Annotated in this window: 18 protein-coding genes, 2 pseudogenes and 2 riboswitches; of the genes and pseudogenes, 15 read left to right on the top strand and 5 right to left on the bottom strand. The window is 36.4% G+C overall.

What is annotated here, in order from left to right; translation table 11 throughout:
• The first annotated feature begins 34 nt into the window (after positions 1–34).
• From ACIQYS_RS04865 to ACIQYS_RS04840, 6 genes and pseudogenes are all read left to right on the top strand, one after another.
• Complete coding sequence (locus tag ACIQYS_RS04865) at positions 35–787, top strand: SAM-dependent methyltransferase (RefSeq protein WP_402975712.1); 753 nt, start codon at positions 35–37, stop codon at positions 785–787.
• Between the two features lie 70 nt (positions 788–857).
• Positions 858–1,000: riboswitch (FMN riboswitch) on the top strand.
• A gap of 146 nt (positions 1,001–1,146) precedes the next feature.
• Positions 1,147–1,277, top strand: a riboswitch (FMN riboswitch).
• A gap of 154 nt (positions 1,278–1,431) precedes the next feature.
• Positions 1,432–2,070 carry a riboflavin synthase gene (gene ribE / locus ACIQYS_RS04860; RefSeq protein WP_402975709.1) on the top strand — a complete coding sequence of 213 codons (639 nt, stop codon included), beginning with the start codon at positions 1,432–1,434 and terminating at the stop codon, positions 2,068–2,070.
• A 22-nt stretch (positions 2,071–2,092) separates the two neighbouring features.
• Positions 2,093–2,683 (top strand): annotated as a pseudogene (gene ribB, locus ACIQYS_RS04855) (3,4-dihydroxy-2-butanone-4-phosphate synthase); the annotation flags it as partial.
• A gap of 54 nt (positions 2,684–2,737) precedes the next feature.
• On the top strand, positions 2,738–3,205 hold the full coding sequence (ribH, locus tag ACIQYS_RS04850) for a 6,7-dimethyl-8-ribityllumazine synthase (RefSeq protein ID WP_402975707.1): 468 nt from the start codon (positions 2,738–2,740) through the stop codon (positions 3,203–3,205).
• A gap of 91 nt (positions 3,206–3,296) precedes the next feature.
• Positions 3,297–3,722 (top strand): DUF4275 family protein, encoded by a 426-nt coding sequence (locus ACIQYS_RS04845; RefSeq protein WP_402975705.1) that lies wholly within the window; start codon positions 3,297–3,299, stop codon positions 3,720–3,722.
• Positions 3,723–3,808: 86 nt separating this feature from the next.
• Positions 3,809–4,198, top strand: a pseudogene (locus ACIQYS_RS04840) (TetR family transcriptional regulator C-terminal domain-containing protein); the annotation flags it as partial.
• Positions 4,199–4,348: 150 nt separating this feature from the next.
• On the opposite strand, the gene ACIQYS_RS04835 reads toward ACIQYS_RS04840, so the two are convergent.
• Positions 4,349–4,933, bottom strand: coding sequence for a LysE family translocator (locus ACIQYS_RS04835; protein WP_402975703.1), 585 nt, complete (start codon positions 4,931–4,933; stop codon positions 4,349–4,351).
• Positions 4,934–5,044: 111 nt separating this feature from the next.
• Here ACIQYS_RS04835 and ACIQYS_RS04830 point away from each other — a divergent pair, with 111 nt between their 5' ends.
• Positions 5,045–5,602 (top strand): helix-turn-helix domain-containing protein, encoded by a 558-nt coding sequence (locus tag ACIQYS_RS04830; RefSeq protein WP_402975701.1) that lies wholly within the window; start codon positions 5,045–5,047, stop codon positions 5,600–5,602.
• A gap of 89 nt (positions 5,603–5,691) precedes the next feature.
• On the opposite strand, the gene ACIQYS_RS04825 is transcribed toward ACIQYS_RS04830, so the two are convergent.
• The gene (locus tag ACIQYS_RS04825) at positions 5,692–7,032 is read right to left on the bottom strand and encodes an aminotransferase-like domain-containing protein (RefSeq protein WP_402975699.1); all 1,341 of its coding nucleotides are present in this window, start codon (positions 7,030–7,032) and stop codon (positions 5,692–5,694) included.
• 116 nt (positions 7,033–7,148) lie between these two features.
• Between ACIQYS_RS04825 and ACIQYS_RS04820 the strand changes: the two genes are divergently transcribed.
• The 3 genes from ACIQYS_RS04820 (at position 7,149) to ACIQYS_RS04810 (ending at position 10,427) form a co-directional block, all read left to right on the top strand.
• Entirely contained in the window at positions 7,149–8,075 is a 927-nt protein-coding gene (locus tag ACIQYS_RS04820) for a DMT family transporter (protein WP_402975697.1), read from the top strand.
• Positions 8,062–8,925: a DMT family transporter gene (locus tag ACIQYS_RS04815; RefSeq protein WP_402975695.1), complete on the top strand. Its 864-nt coding sequence runs from the start codon at positions 8,062–8,064 to the stop codon at positions 8,923–8,925. Before ACIQYS_RS04820 ends, ACIQYS_RS04815 begins: the two co-directional genes overlap by 14 nt.
• Positions 8,926–9,545: 620 nt before the next feature.
• Positions 9,546–10,427 (top strand): aminoglycoside 6-adenylyltransferase, encoded by an 882-nt coding sequence (locus ACIQYS_RS04810; protein WP_402975693.1) that lies wholly within the window; start codon positions 9,546–9,548, stop codon positions 10,425–10,427.
• Positions 10,428–10,987: 560 nt separating this feature from the next.
• Here ACIQYS_RS04810 and ACIQYS_RS04805 read toward each other — a convergent pair.
• The 3 genes from ACIQYS_RS04805 to ACIQYS_RS04795 form a co-directional block, all read right to left on the bottom strand.
• A complete protein-coding gene (locus ACIQYS_RS04805; protein ID WP_402975691.1) occupies positions 10,988–12,004 on the bottom strand; it encodes an aminoglycoside phosphotransferase family protein in 1,017 nt (338 codons plus the stop codon).
• Positions 12,001–13,068 (bottom strand): ribosome small subunit-dependent GTPase A, encoded by a 1,068-nt coding sequence (gene rsgA, locus ACIQYS_RS04800; RefSeq protein WP_402975689.1) that lies wholly within the window; start codon positions 13,066–13,068, stop codon positions 12,001–12,003. Before rsgA ends, ACIQYS_RS04805 begins: the two co-directional genes overlap by 4 nt.
• 780 nt (positions 13,069–13,848) lie before the next feature.
• Complete coding sequence (locus ACIQYS_RS04795; RefSeq protein WP_402975687.1) at positions 13,849–14,346, bottom strand: hypothetical protein; 498 nt, start codon at positions 14,344–14,346, stop codon at positions 13,849–13,851.
• Between the two features lie 536 nt (positions 14,347–14,882).
• Here ACIQYS_RS04795 and ACIQYS_RS04790 point away from each other — a divergent pair.
• The 5 genes from ACIQYS_RS04790 (at position 14,883) to ACIQYS_RS04770 (ending at position 18,807) form a co-directional block, all read left to right on the top strand.
• Positions 14,883–15,005: a hypothetical protein gene (locus ACIQYS_RS04790; protein WP_282244160.1), complete on the top strand. Its 123-nt coding sequence runs from the start codon at positions 14,883–14,885 to the stop codon at positions 15,003–15,005.
• Positions 15,006–15,040: 35 nt separating this feature from the next.
• Positions 15,041–15,208 carry a hypothetical protein gene (locus ACIQYS_RS04785; RefSeq protein ID WP_402975685.1) on the top strand — a complete coding sequence of 56 codons (168 nt, stop codon included), beginning with the start codon at positions 15,041–15,043 and terminating at the stop codon, positions 15,206–15,208.
• Positions 15,209–15,803: 595 nt separating this feature from the next.
• Positions 15,804–16,154: a hypothetical protein gene (locus tag ACIQYS_RS04780; RefSeq protein ID WP_402975683.1), complete on the top strand. Its 351-nt coding sequence runs from the start codon at positions 15,804–15,806 to the stop codon at positions 16,152–16,154.
• Positions 16,155–16,319: 165 nt separating this feature from the next.
• The gene (locus ACIQYS_RS04775) at positions 16,320–17,525 is read left to right on the top strand and encodes an MFS transporter (RefSeq protein ID WP_402975681.1); all 1,206 of its coding nucleotides are present in this window, start codon (positions 16,320–16,322) and stop codon (positions 17,523–17,525) included.
• Positions 17,526–18,342: 817 nt separating this feature from the next.
• Positions 18,343–18,807 carry a hypothetical protein gene (locus ACIQYS_RS04770; protein WP_402975679.1) on the top strand — a complete coding sequence of 155 codons (465 nt, stop codon included), beginning with the start codon at positions 18,343–18,345 and terminating at the stop codon, positions 18,805–18,807.
• The last annotated feature ends 35 nt before the right edge of the window (positions 18,808–18,842 follow it).

The raw sequence follows: 18,842 nt of genomic DNA, 5'->3' as shown, positions 1-18,842 counted from the left end.
GAATGAAATAAATGTTGAATAAGGAGTGTTCGGTATGGAATGGGTAAATAATTTTTACAACAAACAATTTCAATTATATAAAGAAGGTTTAACAGGACCAAACGAAGAGCATGAGGAAATATTGACGAAAATAGAGACTTTGGCTTCTAAACCTTTCCAGTCCATTTTGGAGTTAGGTGCTGGAGGTGGAGAATTTGCAATAACAGCTGCTAAAAAAGGATATGATGTTAGTGCGGTTGAGTTAGTGGGATCCCGAGTTGACTATATGAAAAAGCTAAAAAACGAACATAATTTGATCGGTGAGCTTGAAATCATTGAAGGAGACTTTTACGAGGTCGACCTTCCTAAATCCTTTGATGTTATTTGCTATATAGATGGATTTGGTATCGGTGATGATCATGATCAACAGAAACTATTAAAACGAATGAGCAATTGGCTAAAACCGGATGGATGTATCTTAATAGATATTTATGCGCCTTGGTATTGGGCAAGTGTTGCAGGTCAAGAGATGATGGTCGGCAGTAAGCTTCGAAAATATGACTTTGATTTTTTGAATTGTCGCATGCTAGATACATGGTTTGATGGGGATGAAAACGTTACGCAATCATTAAGATGTTATTCTCCTCAAGATCTGAAAATGTTATTAGAAGATACTGGTCTTATGCTTGTAGATATTAAACCTGGTGGTGCGATGAACTATAAGACTTGGCAGTATCATGAAAATGTTGACTTAGATGAAGCAATGTCTTATATGGCTAAACTAGTACCAGGACAAGGCTGCAGATAAATGTAATGTTGCTTAAGTTATTTTAAATGAATTTTTATTGCCCTAGTGGTATACTAGATTTTATAGATGAATAGTCCTTCGGGGTCGGGTGAAATTCCCAATCGACGGTGATGAAGAAATTCTAAGCCCGTGAGCCTTTCTTTTTAAAAAATAAAGGCAGGATTTGGTGCAACTCCAAAGCCGACAGTATAGTCTGGATGGGAGAAGGATGTACGAGCAAGCTTATTTCCTTATGGAGAAAAATACACTTCTAAAGGTTTATTTGTTGATGCGTAAAATATAAATTTTCAAACGACCCCGTAGAGATATATCTATGGGGTTTTATTTTTGCAATAAAACCGAATTAATTTCATACAAGTGTATTCCTTCGGGGTCGGGTGAAATTCCCAATCGACGGTGATGAAGAAATTCTAAGCCCGTGAGCCTTTTTAAGGCAGGATTTGGTGCAACTCCAAAGCCGACAGTATAGTCTGGATGGGAGAAGGATGTACGAGCAAGCTTATTTCCTTATGGGGTAAAACAATACCTCTAAAAGGTTTATTTGTCGATGCGTAAAACATAATTTCCCAAAACTAACCCCGTAGAGCTGATCTATGGGGTTTTCTTTTTGAACAAAATTTCTTTATAGAAAAGAGGTGTTGTGAATGTTCACGGGCATTGTAGAAGACTTAGGCAAGGTGAAGTCGATGAAAAGTGGGCCTAATAGTATGCAGTTAACATTGGAATCCAAAAAGATTGTAGAAGATATTCACTTAGGGGATAGTATCGCGGTAAATGGTGTATGTTTAACAGTGATTTCATTTTCGAGCAATATATTCACGGTCGATGTGATGCCAGAAACAGTGAAGTCTACAAGCATTCGTTCTTTACAAATGGGACATGTCGTTAATCTGGAGCGGGCGATGCCTGCAAACGGTCGATTTGGCGGTCACTTTGTTTCGGGGCATGTGGATGGAACAGGTGTTATTTTAAGAAAAAGAAAAATAGAAAACGCGGTATATGTCGATATTGGCATCAGCGAAGAACTGAGTAAATACTGCATGTTAAAAGGTTCGGTTGCAATCGATGGCATTAGTTTAACTATATTCGACGTTCAGCCAAAACAGCTTACGATTTCGCTTATACCACTTACATTTAGTGAAACAATTTTAGGAATCAAAAAAGAGCAGGATGTTGTAAATATTGAAAATGATTTACTTGGCAAATATGTGATCAATCATTTGGATCGAAAGAAAGAAAATTCGTCTATTACGATGGATTTTTTAAGACAAAATGGATTTTAACATGTTAAAGGAGGTTATTTATATGTTCCATACAATCGATGAAGCAATTGAGGATTTAAAAAAAGGGAAGATCATTATTGTTGTCGATGATGAAAGTCGTGAAAATGAGGGAGATTTTCTCGTGCTGGCAGATTTTGCAACTCCTGAAAATATTAACTTTATGGCAACATATGGTCGCGGGCTGATTTGCACGCCAATCACACAAGAACTAGCGGATCGCCTTGATTTACATCCGATGGTTGCGCGTAATACGGATAATCATCAAACAGCGTTTACGGTTAGTATTGATTATAAAACAACGGAAACAGGTATTAGTGCTTTTGAGCGCTCCGAAACGATTTTACAATTGTTCAATTCTGACTCGGTTAGCTCAGATTTCCGCCGTCCAGGGCATGTGTTCCCGCTTATCGCAAAAGATAACGGCGTACTGGAGCGTCCAGGTCACACGGAAGCAGCTGTCGATTTTGCGAAACTTTGTGGTGTTCAACCTTCCGGCGTTATTTGTGAAATTATGAGTGCCGACGGTTCCATGGCTAGGGTTCCGGAATTACATACAATTGCCGAAGCACATGATTTGAAGTTTGTAACAATTGAAGCATTAGTGAACTATCGTTCAGAACAAGGGATTAAAGCACTCGTTTAAAAATGTAAAAGAGGAGAGATGAAAATGGGAAAAGTATTTGAAGCACAGTTAATCGGAACAGATTTAAAAATTGGGGTAGTTGTCGGTAGATTTAATGAATTTATTAACGGTAAATTATTGGACGGTGCAATGGACGGCTTGAAACGTCACGGCGTTGCCGAAGAAAATGTGGATGTTGCATGGGTACCAGGTGCATTTGAAGTACCTTTCATCGCGAAAAAAATGGCCGAAACGAAAAAATATGATGCAATTATCGGTTTAGGTTCTGTTATTCGTGGTTCTACTACGCACTATGATTATGTATGTAATGAAACTGCTAAAGGCATCGCTAGTGTTGGGTTAACGACAGGTGTTCCGGTTATGTTCGGTATTGTAACGACGGAAACAATTGAACAAGCAATTGAACGCGCTGGTACTAAAGCTGGAAACAAAGGCTATGATGCGGCAGTATCTGCTATTGAGATGGCGAATTTGAATCGTTTGTTTGATTAAATAAGAAATAATTCAGGACAGACTGAAACTAGTCTGTTCTTTTTTGTTACTTATTATAATCGTATACTTCTAGTTATAAAGATTATTGAGAATGAGGGAAAATAAATTGAGATATAAAGAATTACAGGTACAGGAAATACCAAAGTGGGGACATTATCTGCGGGAGAAATGGCGGGAGTGCTTTGCAAATCATCTTTCAGCGGAAGAACAAAATTCAATCGGAATGGATGGATTTCTATGGCATTTATGTAGTTGGGAAAAAGTTGAGTGTTTGGAGAAAGAAGCAGCGGAAGCAGCATTTATAAAACAATTGAAGCAAAAGTGCACCATTTTTTATCAGTTTATAAACGAGGCGTATCTTCTTGAAAATGCTAAAACACTTACAATCGAAGATTTACCATATGACCAGCTTAACATGTATTTTGGTGACATTTATATAATGGATTGGAATGGTAACTGGACATTTATCATGACGCATGAAATGGAATGTGGGCCTTATTTTATTCGGAAAAAATGAGTGTAGCTCTTTCGAATTTATAACGTTCTAAATATCGAGAAGAGGATTAAGCGTGAAGAGATTTTTATTATTATTTTGCTACCTTCCATGCCTCCCTAATTAGAACAAAACTACAAAACACTACATCTGTGAAGGAAGCATTTCGTAATCTATTTGAAGAAATGATAGAAGAAGAGTACATGAACAAAGTAAGTAAGGGCTGTTTTTGTATTAATACAATTGTAGAGCTTGCTCCACGCGATGAAAAATTTGAAATCCTTAAGAGGGAGCACGAAATGTATTTTTCAGTCATATTTCAAGAAACCCTTCTAAAAGGTATTAAATCAGGTGAGTTAGAAAGCAACCCAGATGTTAAAGCCTTGGCACAGACATTAGTCGTTGCATTAATTGGAATTACTGTTTTATTGGAATCTAATCCGAAGCGATCATTCGTAGATAAATCTGTAACTTTAATATTATCGTTAACATATTCGTAAATATTATGTACCACCCTTTTACTTCTTATTCAACAAACACACATGTTGTATTTCTATTTATAGTCATTCAAATTTCTAATAATATCCCCTGATTCGAGTACAGATACAGCGATATTCTCCTATTTCTTCATTCCTTTTTAGTAGGGATTTTTAATGAGATAAAATCGTAGCCGCAGTATAAACAAGTAACAAAGCCATGATGCTATTGAAAATCGTCTGATATTTAGCAATCCACTTCTTGAAAAATGACCCAAACAAACTCCAACTGAATGTCCCTAAGAATCCAATCATAGCTAACAAGATTACAAATAGAAACTGAGTCAAATAATGGTGATAAAAGGGTGTCACGAATGTGGCGGTGACTGTAATGGCATAAATAGTTGCTTTAGGATTGATGAATTGCAACATAGCGCCTGACTTTAAATTATTATATCGATTATTAAATTGTTGTTCTTTACCAGGTTTACTTGTCATTATTTTATATGCTAGATAAAGTAAATAGAGGCAACCAAATAATTTCATCATTAACTCGACTTCTGGAAAAACGGTATTTAATGCAACACTAAAATAATTTGCGAGTAATAATAAAATAAAAAATCCAAAACCAACCCCTATGCAAAATCTGGAAGTCTGTTTCAAGCCAAATTTATTGGCGTAATACAACGACATAATATTATTAGGACCCGGTGTGAAACTTGCGACAAATGCATAAACCAATAGTGACAACATGGACATGATGACTGCACCCCTTGTGTGTTATAATGTACAAAAATGCTTTATATTGATATGTGCTTTAAATTGTACAATATATACGTTATATTGTAAATAAAAAATGGAGGATACGATGTGAAGGAAATACATGTAGTGGTAGCTGAAAATATGAGAGCATACAGAAAGGCAAATAAATTAAGTCTGGATAAAGTTTCAGAATTAACAGGTGTCAGTAAAACAATGTTAGGCCAAATAGAACGTGGGGACTCTATTCCGACGATAACGACCATGTGGAAAATTGCGAATGGATTAAAGGTTTCTTTCACTTCACTAATTAAGGAATCAACGAATGATGTAACGATAATATCAAAAAACGATTTATTGGAATTGCCAGAGAATGATGGGAAATATAAAGTGTATCCATATTTTCCATTCGAAGATGATAAACAGTTTGAAATATACATGGTAGAAATTGAGCCGGGGGGGTATTTAGAAGCAGATCCTCATCATGATGGCACAGAGGAATACATTACTGTATTTGATGGGCAGCTCGAATTAACGATATCAGGGCAAATCTATTTACTCGAAAAAGATCACTCGATTAGATTCAAAGCTAACTGTAAACATGCGTATCACAATCCAGGCAATGGAGTGACAAGATTAAATATGACGATTAATTATCCATCCTTGTAGATCAGATCATATGTGAGCTTTGATTAAACAAATTTGATGCCAGGCACAAACACTATTCTGAATAGTGTTTGTGCCTGGCATCATAATCACTAGAAAAAGTAGTTTTCAGGTTTTATTAATGCACTTGCAATTTTCTTAATACCTTCTTCAATTCGATGGCCGTCAACATTTGAAACATTCAACTTCAAAATCCGTTCATGGTAAAAGTCATCTAGATAATTTCTTTCAACTGAATCCATATATATGCCTTCTTCTTGCAAATGATAAACAAACGATTTCAAATTCACACGCTTGGGCAACTCAATATGACTATGCATTACAACTTCTGATGATGATTCATAAGTAGGTAAATGATCTCGTATTGATTGATGAAGGATTTTCGCGCGCTCATGATAAATGTTACTTACATTCATTTTATTATGCTCGAACATACCACTTTTCAAATAGAGATATAATCCGGCTTGTGAAATCATAGAGCTGTCGATATCCGTTGTCATTTTATATTTTTGAAAAATGTCAATAAGTGAAGGCGGAAGAACCGCCAATCCAACTCTTAACCCAGGAAACATAATTTTTGAAAAACTTTTTAAATAGATGACTTTATCATGGTAATCATCAGCAAAAAGAGGATCGTTCTTCGGATTGTATTCAAAATCTGCTAAATAATCATCTTCTATAATAAACACATTATATTGGTGGGCTAACTGTAAAATAGCCTCTTTTTCTTTTTTACTGTATGACGTCCCTAAAGGATTATGAAAGCGTGGCATTGTATAAAAAAATTTAATATCTTCTTCATGAAATATTTGTTCTAGTCGCCCTAAATCAATACCTTTCGCGGTACGTTGAATTCCTATTGCTGGAAGCTGTAAGGTTTTCAGCAGATCCATATATAGATGATAGCTAGGCTGTTCAACTAGAATGGTGGAACGATTATTTGGAAAGGGCATAATACTTAATAAAAAAAGAGCCTGTTGAACACCTGTAGTGATGAAAATCTGTTCAGAACGTGTAAATACTTGATAAGATTCTAAGAGTTTTTTAGCCTCTTCAATTAGTGAGGGCAAACCTTTTAGGGTGCCATAGCGAAATAATTCTTCTTGATATGTGTCAATTGCTTTATTAATACAATGTTGAAAGTCTTTATAAGGAAATGCATGCCAAGTAGGAGATGCGCTGGCAAAGTCAATTATGTCAGCCGGTGATGGGGTTTTGAAGATGTGATTATCCACAACATAATACCCACTTTTCGGTAGGGCATAAATAATATGTTGCTCCTCCAATTTATTTAAAGCGGTCAAAACCGTGCTTTTACTACAAGAATATTGCACAGTTAAATTTCGAATCGATGGTAATTTTGCACCAGTCGAAAATTTACCAGACTGAATTTGCATCAGAAGTGATTGATAGATTGATTCATATTTAAGCATCATAAACCTCCTTGCACATCTGTATCGGTACAGATGTGTATTTTTTATATCGTCAAGGTTATTATTATCCCTTATGATAATGGTACCGGCCGGATCAATATGAGGGGGAAATCGAAATGATTGAAAATAGAAATGCATATATCGCAGCAACCATCTATGCAATCATTATCGGATTGTCATTTATGTTTGTTAAAGTGACATTAACGGTTGCAACACCATTAGATACATTGGCTCATAGGTTTACCATTGCATGGATCGCTGCCACAGTGTTGTTCGTGTTAAAAAAAGGATCGAACAAAGTCAACGTGACAAAAAAAGATATACTGCAGATTGCATTGTTAGCCATCTTATATCCGACACTCTTTTTTGCCTTTCAAGTATTTGGGTTAGTGCATACATCTTCATCGGAAGCAGGTATTATTCAAGCGACAATACCAATTTTTACGTTAATTTTTGCAAGTATCATTTTAAAGGAAACGTCTACACATAGTCAAAAAATAGCGATTGGTTTATCGGTACTCGGTGTGATGTATATTATGTACATGAACGGGACAGGGGGCACCAATACAAGTCTAATCGGGACTGGTTTGATTTTACTATCAGCACTTACAGCCTCACTATACAACGTATTTGCCAGAAAGTTAACGCAACGCTATTCATTATTCACTATCACATATATCATGACCTTGTTCGGGTTTATAGCTTTTAATGTACTGGCACTAACAAACCACGTAATGAATGGAACAGTCCATCAATTTATGCAACCTTTTGGACACTGGGATTTTGTTCTTGCCATTTTATATTTAGGAATCCTATCGTCTTTAGGAACATCCTATCTTTCCAATTATGCTTTATCAAAAATAGATGCATCGAAAATGAGCGTTTTCAGTAATTTTGCAACACTCATTACAATTTTAGCGGGTGTAATTTTTTTGAAGGAAGAATTTCATCGACACCACCTAGTTGGAACAATTGTTATCATTATAGGAATCGTTGGAACAAATTATTTTGGTGCAAGGAGCAGACACAATGAAAAAGTATAGCCTCTTATTTGTAATAAGTTGCATTTGGGGTTCTCAATTTTTCTTCGTAGAATTAGTAACGAATGATTTAGGCTCGATTACATTGTCCGCTTTGAAAGCACTCATTGGTGCAATTTGTTTAACAATTATTAGTCTGTTCCTACCAAAAGTAAACAGCACAGATAATTTTAACAAATATTTTTGGCTTGCACTTTTTGAAGTAGTGTTTCCTTTTATTCTCATTGCGCAAGGCCAAAAATATGTATCAAGCAGTATTGCATCTATGCTTATCGCAATGGTTCCAATCTTCACTTTAGTATTTTTCTCATTGTTCTTCAAAAAGAAAGCAAGGAAGTTAGAAATAGTTAGCATCATTTTAGGATTTATAGGAATTGTTATCTTATCGTGGCCAACTCAAGGAATGATGAATGTTTCAGGGAATATATTTGGAAATGTGTTACTCATTCTTGCTGCTATGAGTTTTGCGGTGTCTTTGATTCTCATGGAAAAATTGGAAGGTGGTTCTCCTGTGGTCCATATGAGAAACGTTTTATGGATTGCAAGTATTATATTATTACCATGGGCATTTTTTTTTGAACAGCCGTTACAAATGAGCATAAGTAATACACAAATATTATATATTATCATTTTAGGTATGTTTCACGCAGGAATCGTCTACATGTTGTATAATCTTTTGATTCAAGAAGAGGGAGCGCTATTTACATCTTACAGCAACTATATTGTCCCGATTATTGGCGTGATTTTAGGCTATTTCATTTTAAATGAACCATTACTTTTGAAACATGAGTTTGGCATTTTTATCATTATTATAGCTGTTTTATTTTCGAATGGAGATATTTTTAGAAAATGAGCTAGGAAAGATAATTAATGACGAATCTCTTTGCATAAAGGAAATTTTAGTGGTTGATAATGTTTGGTTCCCTTTTTTGAGCGTTTTAAATTGCTAGGGTATTAATTCATACTAATCTTTTCTTTTGTTTTTGTTGATGTTTTAATCTCGAGTCAAGTTATTCCATTAAAGGGCGTCTAATGGAGGAAAGCTCACTGAAATGATCAAACTTTTTTATACAAGAATAATTCAATTGAAAATATTAAGAGCGTGTTTTGATCAATCTTTTTTCAAAACACGCTCTTTCTTTTGTCCGTTTATCAAGGTTATTAGTATCATTTTAATCGAACTTTATTACAAAGCTACAATAAATTGTTGTCCAGTTATATTAAAGTTGGTAACTTTACATTAAATTCGTTTACTGATATTTATAAAGAATTTTTAAAATCACCTCTTTTAGTTTACTGAGAGGTGATTTTTTGTTGGATACTTATGTTAAAATAGCTAATGATTGTGAAGGGTTTCACTTAAACTAAAGCGGCAGTTTAGTTAAAGAAGAAATGTATTGTAATTTAAAGGGGACATTACAGTTTATATAGAATTAAATATTAATCGGAGATCCTTACGAGGAGGAATAACACTTGAGAAACGAAAAAGAGATGTTTGATTTAATAGTAGGCATAGCTCAAAAAGATGAACGTATTCGAGCTGTTTATATGAATGGTTCAAGAACCAATTCTAATGTACCAAAGGATATTTTCCAAGATTATGATATTGTTTATGTAGTCACAGAAACAGCCTCATTCATAAAAGATGAGGAATGGATCGATTCTTTTGGAAATTTAATTATGATTCAAGAACCCGATAAAAATGATAAATGTATTGGGTTAGATTTGGATTTTGAAAAGTCTTATGGATATTTAATGCTCTTTACAGATGGTAATCGAATCGACTTACATATCGAAACAAGAGAAGCTATGATTGAAAACTATACGAAGGACAAACTTACGATTCCTTTATTGGATAAGGACAACATTCTTCCTAATATCCCTAAACCCACAGATAAGGATTATTGGGTAAAGAAACCATCAGAACCTCTCTTTATGAATTGTTGTAATGACTTTTGGTGGTGTCTGCAGAACGTTGGAAAAGGAATATGGCGTGATGAGTTGCCCTATGCAAAACAAATGTTTGAGTTGGTAGTAAGAGTTAGATTAGACGAGATGGTTTCTTGGTGGATTGGCATAAAATATGATTTCCAAGTTTCAGCAGGCAAGATGGGTAAGTATTTTAAACAATACCTCCCTGAATACTGTTGGGAAATGTATAAAAAAACCTACTCTGACTACAATTATAAGAATTTTTGGATTTCGATATTTGTGGCTTGTGAATTATTTAGAGTGTTAGCAAAAGATGTTGCTGAACAATTATTATTTACATATCCAATGGATGACGATAAAAAAATGAAGGAATTCCTTAAACACATTAGGCAATTACCAGTTGACGCCCATGGTATTTATTAAATAAATATTCAGGTTATTTATAAGAAACTGAGTTTGTAATCTTCAACTCCCATGAAAATTAGTTCTTCAAGAAATGAAAAATGACAATACAATACTTAAGAAGACCCCTACTTAATCGTTAAAAAAAGAGGAGAGCGTGAATAAGTCTATGGATTACGGTTGACTGGATTAAGGTCAGTATCAGTATTGACACATCCTAACCATTTTCATTCTCTGTGGTGAAGCGCTGATTTTGCGCTTCATGGATGGCTAACTGGTGCTTTAGCGAAAGATCATGGGTTGCTTAGGCAACTTTTTTCTTATTGAACTAACGTACGCAGATTAGTGCAACAAGAAATATCGTCAGATTTGTGCAATTATCTTAACTCCGATGTGAGAACAATTGGAATACCAAGGGTTCTCACATCTTTTACATGTATTTAATGTAAGTATTAGTGTATATATTTTTGAATACTTTATCTTGTAATGTTCACCCACATTAATTGAATTAAATCTAAAATAGACAATTCACAAACTTTCATCCAGTTGTTTACTTCTAATGACCCAATAGTTATATTTATCTACATATCTCTCATCTCATGGATTTTTTGCAAGGTATTAAGGTGCATTGATTTATCTTCGGGCGACTTAGCGAATTTATACCACTCCACAAGCCTGTATCCGAACATGGCAAGGATTAGTTCGTAGATACAATGATCGAAGATATGGGACACATCCGCATATTCCGAAAAACCCCTGTAATACGCCGGAATGCATTTTTGATAGTATTCAATCATATGACAGACGTCCGCTTCATCCGTTATTAAACTCGCGATATCCTCGCCCATGTACCCCCATCCAGCGGTATCCCAATCGATAAGTACTATTTTACTGTCCGAATAGAATATGTTTGCCACCCAAAAATCTCTGTGGCAAAGCACTATTGGTAGCTTTTCAATCCGACTGAATATTTCGTCCACATCGTTATCTATATCTATGAGCATTTTACATAGGTGCTTCGGAATTTCACAGTCATCGGAGCGTATGTAATCATACAAAACATTCCATGACTGATAACGCTGGTAGTTGTTTTTCGTAAACTCAACCTTGCTTAAATTGGGCAAATTCTGCAATACACTTGGTCGTTCAGTGTACAATTTTCCTTGAAATCGCCCCAATTCCTCGGCTATGCGTTCATACATTTCTGTGGTTAGATTTAAGCCTGACACACCATCAATATATTCCATCCACAGTTGAATCTCGTCGCCATTTATTTCGGCGTGATAACACTCCGGACAACGGAACGAATCGAAGAAAACCTTTTTGAAATCTGAAGCATAGAGGTCGTATTCTCTACGCCATGAATCCGGATCACCATAACGCTCAAATTTTTTCTGTGTTTTCCAAACCACCTTATACGGCAGATTTTCACCATCAGAAGTTTCAACCATGCCTGTTACAAGCCGAACAACTCCTACTGTCCCACCTTGCAACTCTTTTAGTTGATAATCTAAGCGAATTATCTTCTTGTCTAGCATTTTACTCAAAACAAGCGCCAGTATTTCTGGCTTTACATACTTTTCATCGTGGTAGTTCATTTCTTGTATCCTCCCTTTTTACCCTTATGCCGCATGGCAATCGACTTTTGCTTCGCCCGTTTGTCCATGAGATACCCTGATTTATCATCCACAAACTTGTTTTCCCGCTTCTGTACAAGGTAATGCTCCCAACGCTCCGGTGCCAATGATCCATCGGCAAGGGCAGCATGAAGTGCGCAGCCAGGCTCCGACTGATGGCGGCAGTCATTGAAGCGACACTGTGTGAATAATTCCTCCACATCGTTAAATCCCGCGCTGATCCCGTCGTCCGCACCGAACAGGCCGAGTTCACGCATACCAGGCGTATCAATAACCATCGCTCCGGAAGGGAGCATGAAAAGCTGGCGATGCGTTGTTGTGTGCCGGCCTCGGCTGTCGGTCTCGCGGATAGCCTTGACAGTCATCACTTCCTGATTCATCAAGGCGTTTAGCAATGAGGATTTTCCCACACCGGACATGCCGAGGAATACCACGGTTTTCCCTGGCTGCAGATATTCACTCAACCCGTCTAAACCACTCCCGGTGTGACTGGAAACTACGTGTACTGGCACATCTGGAGCTGCTTTTTGAACCTCAGCTAACGGTACGCTGAAATTCGGGATCAAGTCAGCTTTTGTTAAGATTACGACAGGCTGGCCGCGGCTCTGCCGTGTCTGTGTCAGGTAGCGCATGATGCGGCTGACCTTGAAATCCCAGTTTAGGGACGACACGATAAATACGTAATCAAAATTTGTTGCTACGACTTGCTCCAGTATGGTTTTGACATACCCTACCGCGTGTCCCGAATAGTCAGCGCGGGAAAATTTTGTACATCGAGGCAGCAATTTGGCAATGCGCGAAGCACCGTTTTCGTTGTATTGTAGAAATACAAAATCGCCAACGCACGGAAAGTCCTCCCGAGTCACCACAGTGTGGTAGAAGGCGCCCTTCAATACAGCCGATACTTCTCCTTGTTCGGTGATGACCGTATATTGCTCTCGCTGTAGTTCCGTAACTCTTCCCGGTATTAAACCCGCCGGCGGCGTTTCGGCTTCGATATAGCCGTATTGTTTCAATTCAATCATTGAACCGATCCTTTCCAAAAAATTTAAGCTGTTTTTGGGCATAAAAATACCGCGAACAAGCAGCTTCCTAAGAAGCTGCTGTTCCGCGGTGATAAGCTAAAAGTTGGCTTATAAACAAAAAGGGATACGACCTTCATCGTATCCCGCTAACAGCAGTATTCACGAAAGGTTACTGTTTACGGAACAGCAAAAAAACACGGGTGGTATTCCCGATTGCTCCCATTCCAAGCTATAATAAAAGATTGGAATTTACTATGCCTAAAATTCGGTTAAGTTAAAACCACCAATACCATATAAGCAGTCATTAAAAACATCCCCTTCGCAGGATAAAGTTGAAATACAATTTCACTTCTATAGTGTGACATAACCATTTGTGAGAATCAATAGAAAATTTTGATTATAAGCAAAATTTCCTGCCACTTAACTCTCCAACTCAATCTCCCCAACTGTCGCATATAACATGAGAAGAGCCACCTTCGATGTATCTATGAATTTTTTAATTATATTCCCTTTAATAAATCAAGTTAGACCAACATATGATGTGATGGTTTTTTGATGAATGTAACCTGCCCATTAGCAAAAAAAGTAAAACTGAAATACAATAGTAAAGTTCTTTTATTCTCTAAATTTATCGTAGATCATACCACGTAATTTCAATAATTCGTCCTTAAGACGTTTGTTTTCTTCCTCAAGTTTGTTTATTCGGTTATTTATAACCATTCCAGTAATAACTGAAAGTAAATCTAGAGTTTGTGAAATAATGCACTTAAGCTAACATACTTAAAGAAGGGTTTGCAATAGAGAGGGAGTTGGAAGTTGGTGGATAGGGAAAAGAACCATTACTTTTATATTGTACAGTGCGCCGTCTGCGTCGATAATGTGATTGACTGCGTCAGAATCAGCTGCGTTTCCCGTAGATGGAATCATCTTTTCCGGAAAGACACTATCGGGCGAAGCGACGACAATTCGGACATGTAGCTTGATTCCACAGGAATCTTTTGAGATTGCCGTCCAATTTGCGGCGTTATTAGGTAACTTGATATAGATACCATCAATGATTCGAAGGAGACCAACGTTAGCATTCAACCCTTTAGCATCCCCTTTTAAACGCCAGTAATGTGCAGTCAAACGGCCGAGAAAATCTTCTAAATGGGACGTATTCAGCTCTGATAATCGCCGTCCAATTGTCGAATGACTAATCGACTTTAATCCGATTTCTTCTAAAAACTTTGGTTTAGAACAAAGTAATAATAATCGACGTACTAACATATCATTCAAAGGATCTATACGTTTTTTTCCATTGCGGAAGCTACTTAGCTTTGGACGCTGATATCCTAAAAATAATACAAAATATTCAGAAAGATGTTGACATTCAGAAATAGGTAATGATATCCTATAGTAGTTAGATATTCAAATTAGAAATGGAGGTACGGAAAATGACTACATTTAGAACTTTAAAAAATAATCGTATAGTGATTTCGTGCCCAACCGCTAATTATTTTTTTGTAAATAACTAATACGGACGGCATGTTATGCCGTTCTTTTTCTATGAGAACACGCTTATGTAAAGAAGCGTGTGCTCTTTTGTGTGCATTTTTAGAAACTTTGGTGTTTTCACGCATTGCGTGTTGCATATATAAACAAAATAACAAGAAAAGGAGTGCTGGTGATGATGATCATGAAACAGCGAAGAAAGTTATTAAAAAAGGAATCTCTCGAAAGTGGATAGCACCGGTTGGGAAAGAAAAACCCCAGTTGACTAAAATGATGCTATTGGTTTAATCGGAAAAATAATAAATGAAGGAGGAAAAAAAATGATGATACCAAAAAAGAGTGGTAAGCAGATTAATAAATTTGTAGGTAAAAATAAATTGGAGTCGCCAACACACTATTTAGGTGAAAAGTGGCTAACAGGAATGGTGCTAGCCACACCTTAACGATATAATTGGACTTCTCCTTAAGGAGAAAAATAATGTTTACGATTAACGATATAGAATATGCAAAACAACGGATGGCTGACTTGGAAAAGGAAGCAAGACAATATAAATTAGGACATAACTACCTATCTAGAAAAAAGAAAATCCAAAAATCTTTTTTGAAAAGAGTCTTGAGTTATTTTACACGCGTAAATTTAAAATAACCTTCAGAATTGGTAACGATAAGTTGACATAAAGTGAACCTTTAATCAGTGGGGGTATTACTGCCAGTTAATGCGGGATAAAGAATCCCATTGAATTCGCTACGGCGCTAGGGACGCCCCTCGCCATAAGCCGCTGGTCTGATGACTTTGGCTACCCCTGTTAAGGCTCCTGCACTTAGTTCGTTTAGATATTCATTAGTTCGATTTATATAGATAGTAGTCAATTACCTATTCATAACTAAGAATAGATCTCTAGCGCGTGTGAGTACGCACTAGAGATCTTTTTCATTAGAAATATCGATAATTAAGTGAGAGGTACCCGCGTTCTAACACGATTATTGCTGGAATTGGAGATATCCCCTTGAGTCTTTCGAGATTAAGTTGTTCTCAGATATGCATTGTGAAATGTTACACATAAATTAAAGCCGCAGTTTAGTTGAAGAAGAAGGTTTTTCTGCGATTATGTTGAATAAGTTAATATATGTAAATTATTAGACAAAAGGGATACTTTACTTCATGGCAGGGGGTTGCACTTTTTTTCTTGAACTAACAGTGGAGTTTAGTTGAAAAGAATATTCGGGAGGAACGAATTTATATGATTGTAAAGAAGTCACCTAATGATATTTTTCAAGAGTTAAGAGAAACAACCGAGTGTTTGTTTGGTATACATTTAAAGAACCCTATTCCAATCAATCTAGGATTTTTAAATTTAAAATGGAAAGTTCAAACGGAAAAAGGATTACTTTTAATTAAGCAGATAAGTAAAGAACGGTATGCTTCATACGATGATGAGAAAATTATTTTGGAGCAAGATCTTGCTTTGCGTGAACAGTTAAGACAGTTTGAAAATGGAACACTATGTCCAAGAGAACAAGTGGCTGCCGCCTGTAAGGGTAGCTTATTTCTTATTGAACTAACGCAGCAGTTTAGTTTAATAAGATTTTAAGGTACAATTAGGTTAATAATCTAACGTAATATGATAAGTCACGTTATCCCCCAGAGATTTTTATCATAATGCGTACGTAAAGGAGCGAGTTTTTTATCCATAACAGTCCAATTTAACATCCCCGTTTTTTAAAAAGAAAAATTCTAGAAAAAATGGGGGATAATATTGAAATCAAATCGTAATTTTCTTTTTTTAATGATTGGTCAATCATTAGCTAATATAGGTGATGTGTTGTACATTGTCGGTGTTATTAGCATTATATACAGTTTAACCGAGTCAGCTACCGCATCAGCTTTCGTTCCGTTTACCATTACTTTTTCTATGTTTATTTCAAGTATTTTAACACCACTGCTAATAGGTAAGTATAATTTGAAACATTTATTAGTTGGTTCACAAATAGGAAAAACATTATTATTATTTGGCTTAGGATATTTTTTGATGACAGCGTTTGATTCAAGTAACTATATATTCATATTTGTAGTGATTAGTTTGATTGCTCTTCTTGATGGTTGTGCCAATCCAATAAGACAGACTTTAACTCCTTATTATGTACCAGAGGACAGCCTAGTAAAAGCAAACGGAGTTGCAGAAACAGTTACTCAGTCTATCCAAATAGGGACTTGGTTTTTTGGGAGTATGCTGTTGATCGTATTCAATCCAAACCAACTTATCTGGATAGTTACTGTACTATTTGTTTTTTCAAGCATTATCTTGAGTTTGTTAAAAAATGTAGAACACAAGGAAGAAAGACAAGAAAAAAAATGGTCTCAATTAACAAAAGGATGGCAAACTATTAAACGGACACCGTTATTAAAAACAGTGGTCCTTATGGATTTTTTTGAAACTATTGCTGGCTCTGTTTGGATAGCAGCAATAATATTGGTCTATGTCGAGCAAGCATTAAAGGCACAAGAATATTGGTGGGGTTATATTAATGCAGCTTTTTTTATAGGCTTAGTAGTAGGAAGTTTATTGTGCATTAAGTTTTCCTTATATGTAGATAAAAAACGTCATGTTTTTATCATTACAGGAGCGTTTATGACTTGCATTTTTACGGTTGTATTTGGATTGACGAGTTTCCCTGTAATCGCAATGGTGCTATCCGCCTTAATTGGGCTTTTTGGACAATTGAAAAATATACCTCAACAAACATTAATTCAAACAAGCGTATCCAAAGACCAATTAGCGACTGTTTATACTTCTCTTGGCACTATTGGAACAGGCACATTTGGAATTGCCTCACTAACAATGGGTATTCTTTCTGATTATTTCGGTGTACGTAGTATTTTTATTCTTTCTGGCATTTTACTTGCAATAGTTAGTATTATGGCTTTAAAGAAACAGGATTTATTTAGGAAAACGATTGAGTAAGAATAATATATTTAATAAAGAGAGAAGTATTTTTACTTCTCTCTTTATTAAGTTATATGTATGCAAACCTTCGTAAAAGGATTGCTATGACAGAGACCTTTTCACTAACGGGTGCTTGTGCGGCCGAGCCTAGGTCGTATCATATAGCGGGTGGGATTCCCGTCGAGAAAGAACTAGCCATTCACTCGTAGCGAGTCTTGGAGGGCTAATGGTAACATTAGCCTTTAAGCGTAGACAGTTAGGTGGCGGGCCGAAAGCCAACTGGTTGAAGGGATGGAGCTCCATAATGTTAGTAAATCGAGAGGGCTGATGCCTTAAGCACAGCAGAAAGCTACATTTTATCCAGCGTTAAAGGCAAGAAGGATAAAACCGCTTTGGAGTCAGAGACCTTGGCACGTCACACATGGATATGATACGGCAACTCGGGAGGCCCTACCGGTCTTTTCTTCTTATAGAAGAGTATGGTGTACAAGCGATAATAAGCAAGGAAACCAAATGCCGTTGTAGGGAGTCGGATAGCAGCGTAGTACCAATGAAGTTGGGTAATGCCGATGGAGGAAAGGCTGCTACCAAGTGATCACCCACACTAGGGACACATTTACTACACACAGCGGTAGAGATAATAAATGTAAACTAAACTTTTGAGGATAGCAGAGTCAGTGTGAATGATGATTTGGAGGAGCCGTGTGCGTGAATAGCGCAAGCCAGGTTCTGTGAGGGGGGAGGAACACAATCCACCGTAAGGTAGAGAGGTTCCCTTCTACTCGACTAGTGGAAGAAGGAGATATAACTTAGCAAAAAATAATGGAGGGTATATATGAGAAAGAATGCAATAGTTGTGTTTTTTTTATTGATTATACTAATTCTCACTGCATGTAATAATGTAGACGAAAATCAACCCGTAGAAAGTGTAGATGCTTCAACTGATCAATCTGACAGTCCAGATGATAAAGCACAAATTCTAAAGGTTGATACAGATTTAGAAGTGAAAGATGGCTGGCATATTGTTCCAACGGATGTTAATACAATTACTATCTCTGTGGAAGTAGAAAATGTTGAAACAATACTATTTTGGATAACCCCAACAGGAACAGGGACTTGGGGGGAAAGAACACTTATTGGTTACGACATAGATGGAAATGATGGATGGTCTATTGAATGGGAATTTGGTGATAGAATATTCCACGACCATATTACTGTTCAGGCTTTGGGAAGTGATGGTGCCACACAAACAAAAGAGACAATCAATGTCCATTCTATTGATGAGACTAATGGAGAATGAATTTAGTATGACATTGATTATCTTTGTGAATCATT

It is taken from the genome of Psychrobacillus sp. NPDC096426 (assembly GCF_044762745.1).
In the GTDB taxonomy this organism is placed as follows: Bacteria; Bacillota; Bacilli; order Bacillales_A; family Planococcaceae; genus Psychrobacillus.
The sequence above is the reverse complement of the archived record's forward strand: the minus strand, read 5'-3'. Positions and strand labels throughout refer to the sequence as shown.